The organism is Pseudomonas donghuensis, assembly GCF_000259195.1.
GTDB lineage: Bacteria > Pseudomonadota > Gammaproteobacteria > Pseudomonadales > Pseudomonadaceae > Aquipseudomonas > Aquipseudomonas donghuensis.
Genome location: NZ_JH650766.1, coordinates 120,606 through 136,781, shown reverse-complemented (window position 1 = coordinate 136,781; position 16,176 = coordinate 120,606). Strand labels below are relative to the sequence as shown.

At 61.7% G+C, this 16,176-nt stretch carries 14 protein-coding genes; 5 read left to right on the top strand and 9 right to left on the bottom strand.

Features of this window, described 5'->3' with window-relative positions; genetic code table 11:
- From UW3_RS29615 to cobA, 3 genes are all read left to right on the top strand, one after another.
- Positions 1-105: hypothetical protein (locus UW3_RS29615; protein ID WP_036995686.1), on the top strand; the 105-nt coding region annotated here is incomplete at its 5' end.
- Positions 106-115: 10 nt separating this feature from the next.
- The gene (locus UW3_RS0115015) at positions 116-1,786 is read left to right on the top strand and encodes a bifunctional protein-serine/threonine kinase/phosphatase (protein ID WP_010223322.1); all 1,671 of its coding nucleotides are present in this window, start codon (positions 116-118) and stop codon (positions 1,784-1,786) included.
- Between the two features lie 29 nt (positions 1,787-1,815).
- Positions 1,816-2,619, top strand: a complete 804-nt coding sequence (cobA, locus tag UW3_RS28245; RefSeq protein ID WP_010223321.1) for a uroporphyrinogen-III C-methyltransferase — start codon at positions 1,816-1,818, stop codon at positions 2,617-2,619.
- On the opposite strand, the gene UW3_RS0115005 is transcribed toward cobA, so the two are convergent.
- Positions 2,530-4,908, bottom strand: coding sequence for a penicillin acylase family protein (locus UW3_RS0115005; RefSeq protein WP_237716758.1), 2,379 nt, complete (start codon positions 4,906-4,908; stop codon positions 2,530-2,532). The genes cobA and UW3_RS0115005 overlap by 90 nt on opposite strands.
- A 239-nt stretch (positions 4,909-5,147) precedes the next feature.
- Between UW3_RS0115005 and UW3_RS0115000 the strand changes: the two genes are divergently transcribed.
- Complete coding sequence (locus tag UW3_RS0115000) at positions 5,148-7,271, top strand: flavin monoamine oxidase family protein (RefSeq protein WP_010223319.1); 2,124 nt, start codon at positions 5,148-5,150, stop codon at positions 7,269-7,271.
- A 64-nt stretch (positions 7,272-7,335) separates the two neighbouring features.
- On the opposite strand, the gene UW3_RS0114995 is transcribed toward UW3_RS0115000, so the two are convergent.
- The 8 genes from UW3_RS0114995 to ppsA all read right to left on the bottom strand — a co-directional run bounded on the left by UW3_RS0114995 (position 7,336) and on the right by ppsA (position 15,522).
- Positions 7,336-8,373, bottom strand: coding sequence for an OmpA family protein (locus UW3_RS0114995; RefSeq protein WP_010223318.1), 1,038 nt, complete (start codon positions 8,371-8,373; stop codon positions 7,336-7,338).
- Positions 8,374-8,483: 110 nt separating this feature from the next.
- The gene (sigX, locus tag UW3_RS0114990) at positions 8,484-9,050 is read right to left on the bottom strand and encodes an RNA polymerase sigma factor SigX (protein ID WP_010223317.1); all 567 of its coding nucleotides are present in this window, start codon (positions 9,048-9,050) and stop codon (positions 8,484-8,486) included.
- A gap of 114 nt (positions 9,051-9,164) precedes the next feature.
- Complete coding sequence (locus tag UW3_RS0114985) at positions 9,165-9,989, bottom strand: mechanosensitive ion channel family protein (RefSeq protein WP_010223316.1); 825 nt, start codon at positions 9,987-9,989, stop codon at positions 9,165-9,167.
- Between the two features lie 2 nt (positions 9,990-9,991).
- On the bottom strand, positions 9,992-10,246 hold the full coding sequence (locus UW3_RS0114980; protein ID WP_371128640.1) for a CrfX protein: 255 nt from the start codon (positions 10,244-10,246) through the stop codon (positions 9,992-9,994).
- Between the two features lie 93 nt (positions 10,247-10,339).
- Positions 10,340-11,335, bottom strand: coding sequence for a zinc transporter ZntB (locus UW3_RS0114975; protein WP_010223314.1), 996 nt, complete (start codon positions 11,333-11,335; stop codon positions 10,340-10,342).
- 28 nt (positions 11,336-11,363) lie between these two features.
- The gene (gene rraA, locus UW3_RS0114970; protein WP_010223313.1) at positions 11,364-11,852 is read right to left on the bottom strand and encodes a ribonuclease E activity regulator RraA; all 489 of its coding nucleotides are present in this window, start codon (positions 11,850-11,852) and stop codon (positions 11,364-11,366) included.
- Positions 11,853-12,049: 197 nt separating this feature from the next.
- Positions 12,050-13,039, bottom strand: a complete 990-nt coding sequence (locus UW3_RS0114965; RefSeq protein ID WP_010223312.1) for an alpha/beta fold hydrolase — start codon at positions 13,037-13,039, stop codon at positions 12,050-12,052.
- 107 nt (positions 13,040-13,146) lie between these two features.
- A complete protein-coding gene (gene ppsA, locus UW3_RS0114960) occupies positions 13,147-15,522 on the bottom strand; it encodes a phosphoenolpyruvate synthase (RefSeq protein ID WP_010223311.1) in 2,376 nt (791 codons plus the stop codon).
- 176 nt (positions 15,523-15,698) lie between these two features.
- Here ppsA and UW3_RS27065 point away from each other — a divergent pair.
- Positions 15,699-16,176, top strand: a 478-nt coding sequence (locus UW3_RS27065) for a kinase/pyrophosphorylase (protein WP_036995684.1), incomplete at its 3' end; no start/stop codon positions are given.

Genomic DNA, 16,176 nt, shown 5'->3' with positions numbered 1-16,176 from the left:
CTGTTCGCCAGCCTCGGCATCCTTGCCTGGTTCGGTCTGCACGGCGTCAAGCAGCGCTGGCGCACCACCTGGGGCTCGGCGGCGGTGACCGCGGCGCGGGTCTGAGGGTTACACCATGAGCCTGCAACTGAGCTTCGCCCAAGCCAGCGCCAGCGGCCCCCGGGAGGAAAACCAGGACGCCCTGCGCCTGGTGACCCCCAACCCGGAACTGGCCGCCAGCAAAGGCTACCTGTTCGCCCTCGCCGACGGTGTCAGCCAGTGCGCCGATGGCGGCCTGGCGGCGCGGGCCAGCCTGCAGGCGCTGGCTCTGGACTACTACGCCACCCCCGCCACCTGGGGCGTGGCCCAGGCCCTGGACCGCCTGCTGCTGGCGCAAAACCGCTGGCTGCGCGCCAACGGCGGCGGCCAGCCGTTGCTGACCACCCTCAGCGCCCTGGTGCTGCGCGGGCGGCGTTTTACCCTGGCGCATGTCGGCGACTGCCGGATCTACCGCTGGGCTGCCGGGCAGCTGCAACGCATCAGCGAAGATCACGTCTGGGACCAACCGGGCATGCAGCACGTGCTCAAGCGCGCCCTGGGCCTGGACCAGCACCTGCAGGTCGATTACCTGGAAGGCGAGCTGCAGGCTGGCGAATGCTTCGTGCTGCTCAGCGACGGTGTCTGGGCCAGCCTCAGCGAAGCGCAGATCAGGGCCGTGCTGCGCGAACAGATCGACCTGCAGGATGCCGCCCAGACCCTGGTCAGCTCGGCCCATCACAGTGGCAGCCAGGACAACGCCAGCGCGCTGCTGGTGCGGGTCGAGCGACTGGGCGCCAGCAACCTTGGCGACTCCCTGGCGCAACTGCAGCAATGGCCGCTGCCGCTTGCCCTGCGCTGCGGGCAGACGATCGACGGCTGGAGCGTCGAGCAACCGCTGGGCCACAGCCGCCAGTCCTTGCTGTACCGCGTGCGCGACCACCAGCAACAGGCGTGGCTGCTGAAAACCCTGCCTGCAGAGCGCAAGGATGAACCCGGCGCATTGCAAAGCCTGCTGCTGGAAGAATGGTTCCTGCGCCGGGTGGCCGGGCGTTACTTCCCCGAAGTGCACCTGGCCAGCCAGCGCCAGCACCTGTACTACCTGATGCGCGAATACCCCGGCCAGACCCTGGCGCAACTGTTCGCCGCCAGCGGCCCGCTACCGCTGGCGCAGTGGCAGTCACTGGCCCAGCAACTGCTGCAGGCCGTAGGCACGCTGCATCGGCGCAATATCCTCCACCGCGACATCAAGCCCGAAAACCTGCACCTGGGTGATGACGGCCAACTGCGCGTGCTGGATTTCGGCCTGGCCTTCTGCCCGGGGCTCTCCGAAGACCGCGCCCATGAGCTGCCGGGCACGCCATCGTTCATTGCCCCGGAAGCCTTTGAAGGCGAGCCGCCCAGCCCCCGGCAAGACCTGTACAGCGTGGGCGTAACGCTGTTCTACCTGCTCACCGGGCACTACCCCTATGGCGAAATCGAAGCCTTCCAGCACCCCCGTTTCACTCAGGCGGTCAGCGCCGCACGCTATCGCCCGGACCTGCCCGAGTGGCTTGAGCACAACCTCGCCCAGGCACTGCTCAGCGATCCACAGCAACGCTTTGAAACCGCCGAGCAATGGCTGTTGCTGCTCGAACAGGGCGAGCGCCAGCAACTGAGTGTGCGCCCGCGGCCATTGCTTGAACGCGAGCCCCTGAAGGTCTGGCGCAGCCTGGCACTGCTGTCTTTGCTCCTTAATCTGATCCTGCTGATCTGCCTGTTCAAAGGCTGATGGCCAATACTGCCGATGAGGAAATCACCATGAATGCAAAAGTCTGGCTGGTAGGCGCGGGCCCGGGCGACCCGGAGCTGTTGACCCTGAAAGCGGTGCGCGCGCTGGGGCAAGCCGCTGTCGTGATGATCGATGACCTGGTCAATCCGGCCATTCTGCAACACTGCCCCGACGCCCGGGTCATTGCCGTGGGCAAACGCGGCGGCTGCCGTTCCACGCCACAAGCCTTCATCCAGCGCCTGATGCTGCGCCATGCCCGTCAGGGGCGTTGCGTAGTGCGCCTCAAGGGCGGCGATCCTTGCATTTTCGGCCGTGGCGGCGAAGAAGCCTGCTGGCTACAAGCACGCGGCATAGAAGTCGAAGTGGTCAATGGCATTACCGCCGGCCTCGCCGGTGCCACCCAGTGCGGCATTCCCCTGACCCTGCGCGGGATCAGCCGTGGCGTCACCCTGGTCACCGCTCATACCCAGGATGACAGCCCATTGAACTGGCAGGCGCTGGCGGCGTCAGCGACAACCCTGGTGATCTACATGGGCGTAGCGCGCCTGGCCGATATCCAGCAGCAACTGCTCGCCGCCGGCATGCCGGGCAGCACGCCGGTGGCGATGATCGAAAACGCCTCGCTACCTGGGCAGCGCGCCTGTCGCAGTCCGCTGTACCAGCTCCTGCAACGCGCCGCCGAATTCGAGCTCAAGAGCCCGGCGGTGCTGGTGATCGGCGAGGTGGTCAATGCCGCTGGCGCACTAGAGTTGCAGCCGCAAGCGCTCGACGGTGTGGCGCTCGATCTCGTCTTCGCTCAACCAGGTACGCCGCTTGCGCTGCTCGCGCAGTAGCGGCACCTGGTCGTCATAGTGCTTGCCAGGGCTGCCATCGGCGGCGATAAATCCGGATTGCCCGGGTGCCGCCAGTTCGAAGCCGCTGACCTTGCCCTCGCTGAGCACGACCATGTTGTTTTCAGTACCCAGGTTCATGCTTGGCGCCAGGGCCTGCTCTTCGCGTTGCAACGCTTGCGGGACGCCCAGGAAGTTCTTGTGGGCAAAGCGCAAGGTCGAGACCCCCTGGCGCCAGGCCGACACCTGCGGGCCTTGTTCGCGCTTGAGCTGGGCAACGCTCAGGCGCAATGCCTGGAGCATCAGCTCATCGACGTTGTGGCCTTTGAACAGATCGAAGGGCAAGGACTCGCCTTGCTCTTTTGCCGTCAATGCCCGGTACAGCACCTTGGTGCCCACCGAAATATTGTGACTGCCCGGCGAGCTGGCGCCGGGGGCGCTGTAACCGGTGTCGGTAAACCAGCCGGCCTGCGCGGGCGGCAACTGATCGGCCAGGGTCAAGTCAAGCATCTGCCCGAGCCAACGCCGAAAAATCGCCGTGGCGGGCTGGTCGTAGAAACCGTCGCGATTGCGGTCCAGGTCCTGATAGTCCCAGGCCGCCAACGCCTGGTGGACGGCAGCGAACTCTGCTGGCAAGCGTTCGCTCAGCGCCAGCAGGCGCGGCATGAAATAGCGCGCATTGGGGTCCTCGAACGCGGCCTCCATCATCAGGCTCCAGGCTTGCTCCGGGGTGAAACGGGCTTGCTGGCGCAACCGCTCGTCGAGCACTGCGTATCGATCGGCAGCACCCCAGGCATACCACCATTGGTCCGGCCCGGGGAAGCCCTCTGCCGGCTGGTTGTTCCAATTGGCAATGTAGCCACTGGCCGGATTGAACACCTGCGGATTGGAAGCGAACGGCAGGAAACCCTGCCATTCATAGTCACCATTGCCGGGCATCGGCAAGCGACTGTCATGCCCTTGCAGACGCACCGGATAACGACCGCCGAGGGCATAGCCAATGTTGCCTTGCTGGTCGGCGTAGTACCAATTGACGTTGATCGCCGAGCGCTCCACCTGGGCCAGCCACTGCGCGTGATTGCCGGCCTTGGCCACCTGGTTCCAGGCCATCAGGGTCGCCAGCTCCTGGCCTTCCCAGCCGCGGCGGCGAGCATAGGCCACGCCCTGTTCGGGCAGATGCTCGAACACCGCACCCTGGGCACTGCGATACACCGTGAGCTGTCGGGGCGCTTCACCTTTGACCGCAATCGTTTCGACCCGCCGCTCAAAATCCCGATAGCGGCCCTGGAACCAATACTGGTTCGGGTTCTGCGGGTTGAGCTGGAGCCGATAGACATCGACGTTATCACCCGCGCCCCAGGTGCTACCCCAGGATATCTCGCGGTTGTGACCGAACTGGATCAGCGGATAGCCAAACGGGCTGTTGCCAACCGCATCGTAGCCTGCCCCATGCAGACCGATTGAATAAGTGTAAGCGGGTTGAAAAAAGCCGAATTGCGGACCGTTGACCAGGATTGCCCGGGCATCGGCGCTCTTTTTTGCCCCCAGGACGATGATATTGCTGAAACCGCGCCCGCTACTGGGGTCTATCGGGTGAACGGCACGCATCGGCAACGGTGGCTCCACTGCCGTGCCTGCTGTCCGTGGCACCACCGCCGCACTTCGCCGTGCCGGGTCCCACTCGCCGCGGGCGATAGTGGTCGGCGCCTGTGGGTCGTCATTGGCCAGCAGCACTTCGAACAATGACTGTCCGCCCTTGAGCCCATGCTTTTCGATCAGCCCGGCCAGCAGGTTCTGGTTGTCCAGTTCAGTGTTGTAATCACCAAAACGGTTGATCATCGAGCCGACGTAAACCATCGCCACATCAAACGCCGTCCAGGGCCTGGGTTGGAATTGGTAATGCGAAAACTGCTTGGGCAACACGCTGTCGGGGCGCTGTTCAATCTCGCCAAGATGGCGGTTGATACCCTCTGCGTAGCCCTGGAGTATCTGCAGCTCCTGAGGGGCCAGCGCAGCCAGCTGTCGGGCAATGGCCTGTGGCGAATATTGCCGGCGAATACCCTCATCGAAGGCCAGGTAGTCGCGCCCTAGCACCTCGGCCACCCGCCCCTGGGTGGTGCGCCGAGACATCTCCAGTTGAAACAGGCGGTCTTGGGCGATGGCGTAACCGTAGCCGTAGAACAGCCGGTAAGGACTGTCGGCGTAGACATGCGGCGTACCCCATTCATCACGCTTGATCAGGATGTCACCTTCAGGCTGTTGCCCGGCAATCTGGCAGCCCGCCATTGCCATGAGCACACCCAGCAATCCCCCAAGACGCAGTAGATGACACATTCAACCCCCAGATAAGATACAAATTATTTGCCTTCACGGAAATAACCGTATCACTTAAGGCTAGCCTTCCCGCCAAAGGAAGTTTGTCCAAGCGTTACAGACTCGCCTCGCAAAGGCTGGACTACACTGAACCAACTCCGCAGGGAAGTAAGACAGACAGTAAGTACTCGGAGCTTACTTTCTTCGGAGAAACCGCCATGAGCGTTACTGTCATCTGGAACTGGGCCCGTTCGGCCCAAATGCCCAACAGCGAAACCATTGCCAATCTGGTAGAGCGATCACGCTACTACCGCCATCCCGACTCGGTGCACATCGCCTACCCCACCACGGTTGACGCCCCCCTGGGCGAGCTTCCCGTCGGCCGCCATCGCATCGCCATCGTCGGCGCCGGTGTGGCGGGTATTACTGCCTTGTACGAGCTGTCACGCACGCTCACAGGGGGTGCGCAGATCGAAGTCGACCTGTACGACAACGATCCGGATCACTTCCTGCACGAGCAGCCAACCAACGGCCACGAGCGAGGTGTGCGCACTGCGGGTAAAAGAGCCGGCCGAGTCAGTGCAGCCAGGGCGACGACCGGCCTGGGTGGCAGTGAAACTGAAAGATCGGTGTACGAAATCGGCGCCATGCGCTTCCCGGAAATTGCCGGGCTGACCTGGCTCTACGCCAGCCGGGTATTCAACCCGACGACTCAGGTCAATGTCTTCCCCAATCCAGGCAAGGTCGCGACCGAATTCGTCTTTGCCGATCGCGTTGATCGTTATGGCAATGGTCAATGGCAGGATCCGCAATCCCCCACTCGGCAGGTGTTTGCCCTGGTGCTCAAGTATTTCCCGGGCGTGAACATCGAAAACGGTGAACTCACCGGCGCCTCGCTGTTCAAGATCGGCAGCCGCGACCCCGCTGTGGTTGCCGGAATTCTGGCGCAAGCAGCACCGGCCGCCGGCGAGCTGGACAGGATCGAAAGGGACTGGGCCACCTTCATCCAGGACTATGACGCCACGACCTTGGCCGGGGCAATCAGAACAATCATGGAGCATGCCAGCGCTCAGGCAGAGCTGCCGGTTATCGCTGGCTTGAACACAACCGAAACGGTGAATTACTGCGTGGAACTGTTCGGTCGCTTCGGTTTCGGCACTGGTGGTTTCAAACCGCTGTACAACATTTCCCTGGTGGAAATGATGCGCCTGGTGCTGTGGGACTACAGCAACGAGTACACCTTGCCGGTGAAAGAGAATGTGCAGTTCATCGAACGGCTGTTCCAGGCTGCACAGTCCATAGGCGGTAGCCAATTGACGGTCAACTTCCGCAGCGCCCGCGTCAGTGACGTTTATCACAGCACCCAGACGGGCAATCGCTGCGCCAATGTCTGCTACTACCCAGCCGATACCCCGCAGCCGGCCCTGATCGAAGCCAGCTACGACTATGTCGTGCTGGCCATGCCCCAGGATCAGCTCAGCCCGCTGGTCAAACGCGCCGGTCACAACCCAGAGGTTACGCCCAGGCTCCAGGTCGGTGATCGGTATCTCGGCTTGCAGCCTCGCACGGTCATCAACACTCAGCCTTCTCTGCAGTTGAGCCGGGCCTATAGCGCTCCCAACGCACGCATGGCCAGCGCCATCAGCCAGTTGCACATGACCCGCACCTCGAAAGTATTCGGCCTGATTCATAACGATGAAAGCAGCGGGCCCGAGGTGCCGACATTCAACGGCAGTCCCATCCAGGCCGTGGTCAGCGACACAGGGCTTGCCGCCAGCTACATCGTTCCCAGCACCCTGAGCGGCCAGCCATACTCAAGCTTCCTCGCCAGCTACAGCTGGGACGACGACTCGACCCGTCTGCAACATGACTATGACCAGTACCCGCAAAACCCTGACAACGGCAGTGAACAGCAAAGCACCCATTACATGTTCCAGCGCATGGTCAATCGGGTCGACCATGAGCTCTACGACCCCGACACCGAGGGCTACAAGCGCTGGTGGTTCGGTGCGCTGCTGAACAAGGTCGAAGGTGATGGCCGCCTGGTGTTCGACTGGACCACCAACACCAGTGCCGGCGGCTTCAAGCTGGACATGTGCGGCGATCACTACCAGAGCAATCTGTGTTTCCGCTATCACACCCATGCGCAAAACAGCACCCTGGATAACCGTTTTTTCCTCGCCTGTGACAGCTACAGTCACCTGGGAGGCTGGATTGAAGGGGCATTCATGAGTGCGATCAATGCAGTGGCGGGGGTTGTGGTCGCCGCCAACGACGGTTCGCTCAACAGCCTCAATGTCGAGGCGCGCAAGCTGTTCACCACCTTGGCAGCGGTTGCCTGAGGGGCAAATCGCAGGCAAAGAAAAGCCCGGCCTAGGCCGGGCTTTTCAGTAGGGCTTGGACCAATTACTTGGCTTGGGCTTCTACTTGTGCTTCTACGCGACGGTTAACAGCGCGACCAGCGTCGGTGGCGTTGTCAGCAACCGGACGGGTTTCACCGTAGCCAACCGACTCAACGCGGCTCGACTCAACACCGTACTGGTTGGTCAGAACCTGCTTAACGGCGTTTGCACGACGCTCGGACAGCTTCTGGTTGTAAGCGTCAGGACCGACGGAGTCAGTGTGACCTTCAACAGTGGTGGTGGTCTGTGGGTACTGCTTCATGAAGTCAGCCAGGTTCTTGATGTCGCCGTAGCTGTTTGGCTTGACGACCGACTTGTCGAAGTCGAACTTGACGTCCAGCTCAACACGTACGACTTCGGCAACAGCCGGGCAGCCGTCAGCGTCAACGGTAACGTTGGCTGGGGTGTCAGGGCACTTGTCGACGTTGTCGCAGACGCCATCGTTGTCGCTGTCGGAGCAGACTTCAGCAACTGGAGCAGGAGCGGCTTCAACCTTGCCACCGCTACCACCGAAGTTCAGACCCAGACCAACGGTCGGACCCCACTCGGTGTTGCCGTTGTCGATGTTGTACATGGCTTCAACGCCGGCACGGGCGAAGAACATGTCGGTGATGTACCACTTGGCGCCTGCGCCAACGTTGGCGAAGGTGGAGTGGTCACGGCCGCCACGGGTAGCCTGGCCCAGGCTCTCGTGAGCGAAACCAGCCGAAACGTAAGGACGCAGAGCGTCGCCGACGGTACCGAAGTGGTAGGTAGCGTCCAGCTTGGCCTTGGAACCTTTGATGTCTTTGTTGAAGACTTCACCACGAGCGTTGTGAGTCTCGTTGTAGCCCAGGTCCAGGGACAGGTCGTCGGTCAGGAAGTAACCAAGGCGAACACCTGGATTGGTGCCAGTGTTCTTGAAATTGCGCTCGCTATCGTAGTACTGCTTGGTGACGTTGCCTTCAATTTCGACCGCGCCTTGGCCTTGTGCCAGAGCGCCGAAGGAAGTTGCGGCTACAAGAGAACCAATGGCCAAGCCCAAGGTGTTTTTCAATTTCATCCGTTAAATCCCCATCTGGTGATAGTTAAGCAGTCCCACCAACATCCGGGGGACAACTCGACGGCAAGTTTAGCAGAACTTGCCGGTACGTTAGAGATATTTGCGCGCCACTAAGTTTCAGTGAGGCCCGCAAATTTCTCACGTAGCTTGTCAAGCGCACGCTTGTACCGCATTTTCGTTGCGCTCAGACCCATGTGCATGATATCGGCGATCTCCTGGAATTCCAGCTCTGCGACAAATCGTAGCACCAGAATCTCGCGGTCAATCGGATTGACATGCACTAGCCATTTGTCCAGCCCGCCTTTCTCTTCCGGTTTAGGCGCCTTCTCTTCCGAGGCCTCCTCGAGCGGATCAAGACTCAAGGCATCCATCAGTCGACGTTTGCGCCGCTCCTTGCGGTACTGGGTGATGCATTCGTTGTAGGTGATGCTGTAGAGCCATGTCTTGAACTTCGATTTGCCCTCGAAGTTCTTCAGCCCATAGAGCACCTTGAGCATCACCTCCTGACAGACATCGTCAGCGTCCCGATCGTTCCCTAAATAACGCGCACAGACGTTAAAAAGGGTCCGTTGGTAGCGGCGCATGAGCTCCTCATACGCGCGAGTAACATGAAACAGCTCCTCATGCGAACGCGCCACCAACTCCTCATCAGTGAGCTCGCGGGGGTCGTAACGCATGGGCAGCGAGTGAACTTTATTCAAAACGGATCTGGCCGACAGTCAGGTCAATGTCGCCGCATACCCCTGCCTGGGGCATTTTTGCGGCGGCATACATTAGCAGGATTTGCCCGGTTAGCGGCTATTGACTCGCTGTTCGAGCAGAATCCGGTTGGACAACGAGACCAGCTCGCCGTCGTCGGTCAGCAGGGTCGTCTTGACCGTGCCGATCTCCTCGATGTGCCCTTCGACCTCGCCAATCCGCACGTGTTGGCCCACTTGATACAGTTCACGCACGTAAATTCCAGCCAGAATCTGCCCGGCAATTTCCCGGCTGCCCAGGCCCATGGCCAGCGCCACGGCCAGACCAACGGTAATCAAACCGATGACGATCACGTGGTTGAGCAGGTCGGTCTTGACCTCGAGCTGGCTGATTGCCACCGAGATACTGATGATAATCACCAGGCCCTGGGCGATACGCCCAACACCTGCGGCATACTCCAGACCGATGCCTTCGGCGGCACCGCGCACCAGGCCGTTGACCAATTGCGCCAGCAATACGCCCGCCAGCAGCACCAACGCCGCGCCGAACACTTTCGGCAGGTACAGGGCAAGCATGTCGAGAGTCGCCGAGACGCGCTCAAGGCCAAGGGATTCAGCGGCCGAGACAAGGAAAATCAGCAGGACGAACCAGTAGACGATCTTGCCGATCAAGGTCGAGATCGGCACTTGAATGCCAACCCGGCTGAGCATCTTGGTCAGGCCGGTGCCGCCCATCAGGCGGTCCAGGCCGAGCTTGGCCAGCAGTTTCGACAGCAAGGTGTCGAGCAGCTTGGCCACGACGAAACCGAGCAACACCACAACCAGGGCGCCGAACAGGTTGGGGATGAAGTTCGCCACTTTGGTCCACAATGCTGTCATGGCAGTGACCAGGCTCTGGGTCCAGAGATCAAGTTCCATATTCAATCGGCCTTATCAGCTTTACGAGCGGTAGCGTTACGGCGCACCGGCGCAACATGCGCCGAGCCATTGTTCACGGCAATCATCAGCGCCTGGCTCCAACGGCCCAGCAGGCTGAACAGATCGCCCGCGCCAACCTGGCGGTTGGCGGTTTTCAGGACCCGGCCCAGGCAGGCATCGTCGTCGCGGTCCTGGCCGGACGGCGATGCCTTGAGCAGGTCTCGCAGGGATTCTTCAAACGGATCGTGCATAGGCACCTCGCGCAATATCTGTCAAAGACGAGGTCGCCACACAACGGGTCACATGAACCGGCCAGGCAGTTTGTGACTGCATGTTCACAAATTTCATCTTCACACCCAGCGCAAGCGGCGAAACAGCCACCATTGCCCCAGCGCCAGGGCCAGCACCAGCAGGCTGGCGAAGAGGAAGCCGTAGGGGCTGTCGGAACCGGGAATACCGCCGACGTTGATGCCCAACAGCCCGGTCACGAAGCTCATGGGCAGGAAAATGCAGGTGATGATGCCAAAGCGGTACATGGTCCGGTTCATCCGCTCGCTGCGGCGCCGGTCCTCGCTTTCGAGCACCAGGGCGGCGCGTTCGCGGGTCAGTTCCAGCTCTTCCAGGTAGCGGGTCAGGCTGTTGTTGAGCTCGTTCCAGTAATCGGCGTCGTCGGCGGCGAACCAGGTCCACTTGTTGCGCGCCAATTGCGCGTAGATTTCCCGCTGCGGGTTGAGAAAACGCCGCAATCCGGCCGCGCGTCGGCGGATCTGCTGCAGGCTGCCCTGGTCCGGGGCATAGCGTTTGTCGACTTCAAGCTTCTCTTCTTCGCCATCGACCACTTCCGACAGGTCGCTGATCAGCGCCTGGACCTTTTCGGTCAACAGTTGCGCCATGCTCAGCAGTAGCTCCGAGGCAGTTTTCGGCCCACGGCCTTCGGCCAGTTGCTGCAGCAGTTCATCACTGGCGCGCAACGGCCGCAGACGCAACGAGATCACCCGCTGGGCCTCGGCGAAGATGCGCACCGAGACCATGTCTTCAGGCTCGGCGCCGGGGTTGAGGTTGACCCCGCGCAAAAACAGCAGCATTTGCGCATCCGGCAATGGCAGCAGGCGCGGACGGGTGTTTTCCTCCAGCAGCAGATCGCAGGCAAACTCGTTCAGGCCGCTGTCGTGGCGCAACCAGGTGCGGGTCTGCGGGTGGCTGCGGTCCCAGTGCAGCCACAGGCTTTCCTGGGGCTGCAGGGCAAGGGCGTCCAGTTCAGTTCGGGCGATCGCACGGGCACCGCCTTTGCCATCCAGCACCAGGGCATGCACCAGCCCCCATTGCGCGTTTTCTTCCTCGAACATCCCTACCCCACTGACCGGTTTCAGAGCTTTACTCAGGCATTTTCAACGGGCTTGGCGAGACGATCACGCCGTTGTTGTCGGCGTAGATGTATTCGCCCGGACGGAAAGTCACGCCAGCAAAGGTCACTGGCACGTTGAGTTCGCCAATGCCGCGGCGCACGGACTTCAGGGGGTGGCTGGCCAAGGCCTGCACGCCGACATCGGTTTGCGCCAGGACATCGACATCACGCACGCAGCCATAGATCACCAGGCCTTGCCAGTGATTCTTCGCCGCCTTTTCGGCCAGCATGTCGCCCAGCAAGGCATGGCGCAGCGAACCGCCGCCATCGACCACCAGCACCTTGCCCGTGCCATCGAGCTCGACCTGCTCTTTGACCCGCGAGTTGTCCTCGAAGCACTTGATGGTGACGATCTCACCCCCGAAGGAGTCGCGGCCACCGAAGTTGCTGAACATCGGCTCCAGCACATGCACCAGTTCCGGGTAGGCGTCGCACAGATCGGGGGTGATGTAATGCATGGGAAACTCCTGTCGATTATCGAGACGATGAATGTCGCAGTTTCACTCAGTGAACGAGGCCCAGCGAGGCAGCTTTAGCCCCAAGGCTACACGTCACTGGCGGCGCGGTCACCTTGGCAGAGCAATCAGCGAACAGATGTTCGCTGAAAAACCCAAAAAATGACCAGAACCTTCGCAATCGTCATATCTTAACGGGATCAGCCTGCCGGCGAAATGCCCTGTGCCGTCTCCGGCAGCAAAGCTGCCCGCGGATCCTGCAACCAGCGCTCGACCAAAGGCCAGACCTGCGCCTGCGCCGGCTTGCTGACCAGCATGTCGACATGCCCGAAATTGTCGAAGCCCTCTTCGCGCCCCAGGCGAACAAACTGCTTGTGCTCACTGCCCAGCTGCTCGAACAGCTTGCGGCAGGCCCACACCGGGTCCTGATGATCCCCCGCGCCGGCCACCGCCAGCACCGGCACCTCGACCCCGGCAAGCCCCGCCCACCAGTCACGGTCCTTGTCGCCAAAGCGACCAAACAGACCGAACCAGCGCAGGCTCTCCAGGGCCAGGCCAATGGGCTCGTCTTCCGGCCCACGCTTGAGCCGCGAGCCGGAAATCTGCGCAAAGCGCTTGAGCAGCAGCCGCCCGCCCCACTCCACCGGCGGCAATTTCAACGGCCAGTAGGTGCGGCTGACCTGGGTGCCGAAAAACGCCACGCTGGCCACCTGCTCAGGCCCCAGGTACTCGCCGCCCAGCGCTGCCGCCAGGGTCGTGCCACCGAGGGAATGACCGATCCAGTGCGCCGGCTGGCCGGCCTGCTCACAGACAAAGGCAGCAATCACCGGCAGGTCGTAACGGGCGTAGTCGGCCACGCGGTTGTGCCGGTAGTCATGGTTGCGCGGCGACAGCCCGTGGCCGCGCATCTCCGGGATCCACACATCGAAACCGGCGCGCGCCAGGTATGCGCCCAGGCCAATGCCCCGGGGCGAAAACCAGAAGCGCCGGTTGGAAAAGCTGCCATGCAGCAAAACCACCGGGGTGCCACGCACCTCGGCTTGATCGGCCATGCCCAGACGGGTGAGCGCCAACTCCACGGTGCGATCCGGGCTGTTACCGGCTTTGATCCGGTACACGTCCTCGCTCAGGTCGCCACGGCGCTCGGCACTGAGCAAGGCCACGGGAAAAAGGGTACTGCTGCTTTGCATAGGGTTCTTGCACAAAAAAGGGCGAGGTCCATCACTGGAACACGCCCTGGAATACGATCGGAACCTTCACCGGCGTAACGGCCAGGTGAAGGTTCCGGTTCAGCGCATCAGTTCGCGGCCTGGCCTTCAGCCAGGAAGAACCAGGTCTCAAGGACCGAGTCCGGGTTCAGCGAGACGCTTTCGATGCCCTGTTCCATCAGCCACTTGGCCAGGTCCGGGTGATCGGATGGGCCCTGGCCGCAGATGCCGATGTACTTGCCCGCCTTGTTACAGGCCTGGATGGCGTTGGCCAGCAGCTTCTTCACCGCAGGATTTCGCTCATCGAACAGGTGCGCGATGATCCCCGAGTCGCGGTCCAGGCCCAGGGTCAGCTGGGTCAGGTCGTTGGAACCGATCGAGAAACCGTCGAAGAACTCGAGGAACTCTTCGGCGAGGATGGCGTTGGACGGCAGTTCGCACATCATGATCACGCGCAGGCCGTTGTCGCCACGGGCCAGGCCGTTTTCGGCGAGCAGGTCGACGACCTGGCTGGCCTCGCCCAGGGTCCGCACGAACGGCACCATGATCTCGACGTTGGTCAGGCCCATCTCGTTGCGTACGCGCTTGAGGGCGCGGCACTCGAGCTCGAAGCAGTCACGGAAGGTTTCGCTGATGTAGCGCGAAGCACCGCGGAAGCCCAGCATCGGGTTTTCTTCTTCCGGCTCGTAGAGCTTGCCGCCGATCAGGTTGGCGTATTCGTTGGACTTGAAGTCCGACAGACGCACGATGACCTTCTTCGGCCAGAACGCCGCAGCCAGGGTGCTGATGCCTTCGACCAGTTTCTCGACGTAGAAGCCGACCGGATCGTTGTAACCGGCAATGCGCTTGTCGACGCTCTCTTTCAGCTCGGCGGGCAGGCCGGCGTAGTTGAGCAGCGCCTTGGGGTGCACGCCGATCATGCGGTTGATGATGAATTCCAGGCGCGCCAGGCCGACACCGGCGTTGGGCAGCTGGGCAAAGTCAAAGGCGCGGTCCGGGTTACCGACGTTCATCATGATCTTGAACGGCAGCTCCGGCATGGCGTCGACGGAGTTCTTGCGCACGTCGAAGCCCAGCTCGCCTTCGAAGATCAAGCCGGTGTCGCCTTCGGCGCAGGACACGGTCACGCCCTGGCCATCCTTGAGCAGCTGGGTGGCGTTGCCGCAACCGACCACCGCCGGAATACCCAGTTCACGGGCGATGATCGCCGCGTGGCAGGTACGCCCGCCACGGTTGGTAACGATGGCGCTGGCGCGCTTCATCACCGGTTCCCAGTCCGGGTCGGTCATGTCCGAAACCAGTACGTCGCCGGGCTGGACCTTGTCCATCTCCGAGACGTCCTTGATGATCCGCACCTTGCCGGCGCCGATGCGCTGGCCAATGGCCCGGCCTTCGACCAGCACGGTGCCGGTTTCTTTCAGCAGGTAACGTTCCATGACGTTGGCCTGGGCGCGGCTCTTCACGGTTTCAGGGCGGGCCTGAACGATGTACAGCTTGCCATCGTCACCATCTTTGGCCCATTCGATGTCCATCGGGCACTTGTAGTGCTTCTCGATGATCATCGCCTGCTTGGCCAGCTCGCTGACTTCGGCGTCGGTCAGGCAGAAACGGGTGCGGTCGGCCTTGTCGACATCGACGGTCTTGACCGAGCGACCGGCCTTGGCCTCTTCGCCGTAGACCATCTTGATCGCCTTGCTGCCCAGGTTGCGGCGCAGGATCGCCGGGCGGCCGGCTTCCAGGGTGCCCTTGTGCACGTAGAATTCGTCGGGGTTGACCGCACCCTGCACGACGGTTTCACCCAGGCCGTAGGCGCCGGTGATGAACACCACGTCACGAAAGCCCGACTCGGTGTCGAGGGTGAACATCACGCCGGCGGTGCCGGTTTCGGAGCGGACCATGCGCTGCACGCCGGCCGACAGGGCCACCAGCTTGTGGTCGAAGCCCTGGTGTACGCGGTAGGAAATGGCACGGTCGTTGAACAGCGAGGCGAATACTTCCTTGGCGGCGCGGATGACGTTGTCGACGCCGCGGATGTTCAGGAAGGTTTCCTGCTGGCCGGCGAACGAGGCGTCCGGCAGGTCTTCGGCGGTGGCCGAAGAGCGCACGGCCACGGCCATGTTCGGGTTGCCCTGGGACATTTCGGCGAAGGCGCTGCGGATTTCGGCGTTCAGGCGCTCGGGGAACTCGGCTTCCATGATCCACTGACGAATCTGCGCACCGGTCTTGGCCAGAGCGTTGACGTCGTCAACGTCCAGCGCATCGAGGGCGGCGTGGATCTGTGCGTTCAGGCCGCTCTGCTCGAGAAAGTCACGATACGCCTGAGCCGTAGTGGCAAAGCCGCCGGGGACCGAGACACCGGCGCCCGCGAGGTTACTGATCATCTCGCCGAGGGATGCGTTCTTGCCCCCCACATGCTCTACATCATGGACGCCGAGCTTATCGAGGGAAACTACGTACTCTACCAAGGTGATCTCTCCACTAACTGTGTTGGAAAAGCTCAGGTCGCCCGCCTGCCAGCTCTGGCTTGGCCGGGCGCTTGTGGCCTGGACCTGGAAAATAAGTGAGAATGCCGAACGCAGTGTTCGGTAAACCGAACCTATCATATCCAAGATTCGTCACCAGCTTAAGGCCCAAGGCGCAAATGAAACGATCTGCTTTCTTTATCTCCGATGGCACCGGCATTACCGCCGAGACGCTGGGACAAAGTCTTCTAGCGCAGTTCGATACCATTCCGTTCAATAAATTCACGCGTCCGTACATCGACAGCGTAGAAAAAGCGCGTGCGATGGTACAACAAATCAATAGCGCCGCTGAAAAGGACGGCGTCCGTCCGATCATCTTCGACACCATCGTCAACCAGGATATCCGCGAGGTGCTGGCCACCTCCAACGGTTTCATGATCGACATTTTCTCGACCTTCCTGGCCCCGCTGGAGCAGGAGCTGACTGCCCATTCCTCGTATTCGGTGGGCAAATCCCACTCGATCGGCGGCAACTCCAACTATATGGAACGCATCGAGGCGGTCAACTTCGCCCTCGACAACGACGACGGCGCGCGCACCCACTACTACGACAAGGCCGACCTGATCCTGGTCGGCGTGTCGCGTTGCGGCAAGACCC

Excerpts from the sequence above, each read along its gene's own strand:
- UW3_RS0115015 (WP_010223322.1), top strand. The coding sequence starts at position 116 with ATGAGCCTGCAACTGAGCTTCGCCCAAGCCAGCGCCAGCGGCCCCCGG.
- UW3_RS0114975 (WP_010223314.1), bottom strand. The coding sequence starts at position 11,335 with ATGTTCGAGGAAGAAAACGCGCAATGGGGGCTGGTGCATGCCCTGGTG.
- UW3_RS0115000 (WP_010223319.1), top strand. The coding sequence starts at position 5,148 with ATGAGCGTTACTGTCATCTGGAACTGGGCCCGTTCGGCCCAAATGCCC.
- UW3_RS0114965 (WP_010223312.1), bottom strand. The coding sequence starts at position 13,039 with ATGCAAAGCAGCAGTACCCTTTTTCCCGTGGCCTTGCTCAGTGCCGAG.
- UW3_RS0114995 (WP_010223318.1), bottom strand. The coding sequence starts at position 8,373 with ATGAAATTGAAAAACACCTTGGGCTTGGCCATTGGTTCTCTTGTAGCC.
- UW3_RS0114985 (WP_010223316.1), bottom strand. The coding sequence starts at position 9,989 with ATGGAACTTGATCTCTGGACCCAGAGCCTGGTCACTGCCATGACAGCA.
- sigX (WP_010223317.1), bottom strand. The coding sequence starts at position 9,050 with ATGCGTTACGACCCCCGCGAGCTCACTGATGAGGAGTTGGTGGCGCGT.
- cobA (WP_010223321.1), top strand. The coding sequence starts at position 1,816 with ATGAATGCAAAAGTCTGGCTGGTAGGCGCGGGCCCGGGCGACCCGGAG.
- rraA (WP_010223313.1), bottom strand. The coding sequence starts at position 11,852 with ATGCATTACATCACCCCCGATCTGTGCGACGCCTACCCGGAACTGGTG.
- UW3_RS0115005 (WP_237716758.1), bottom strand. The coding sequence starts at position 4,908 with ATGGCAATGGCGGGCTGCCAGATTGCCGGGCAACAGCCTGAAGGTGAC.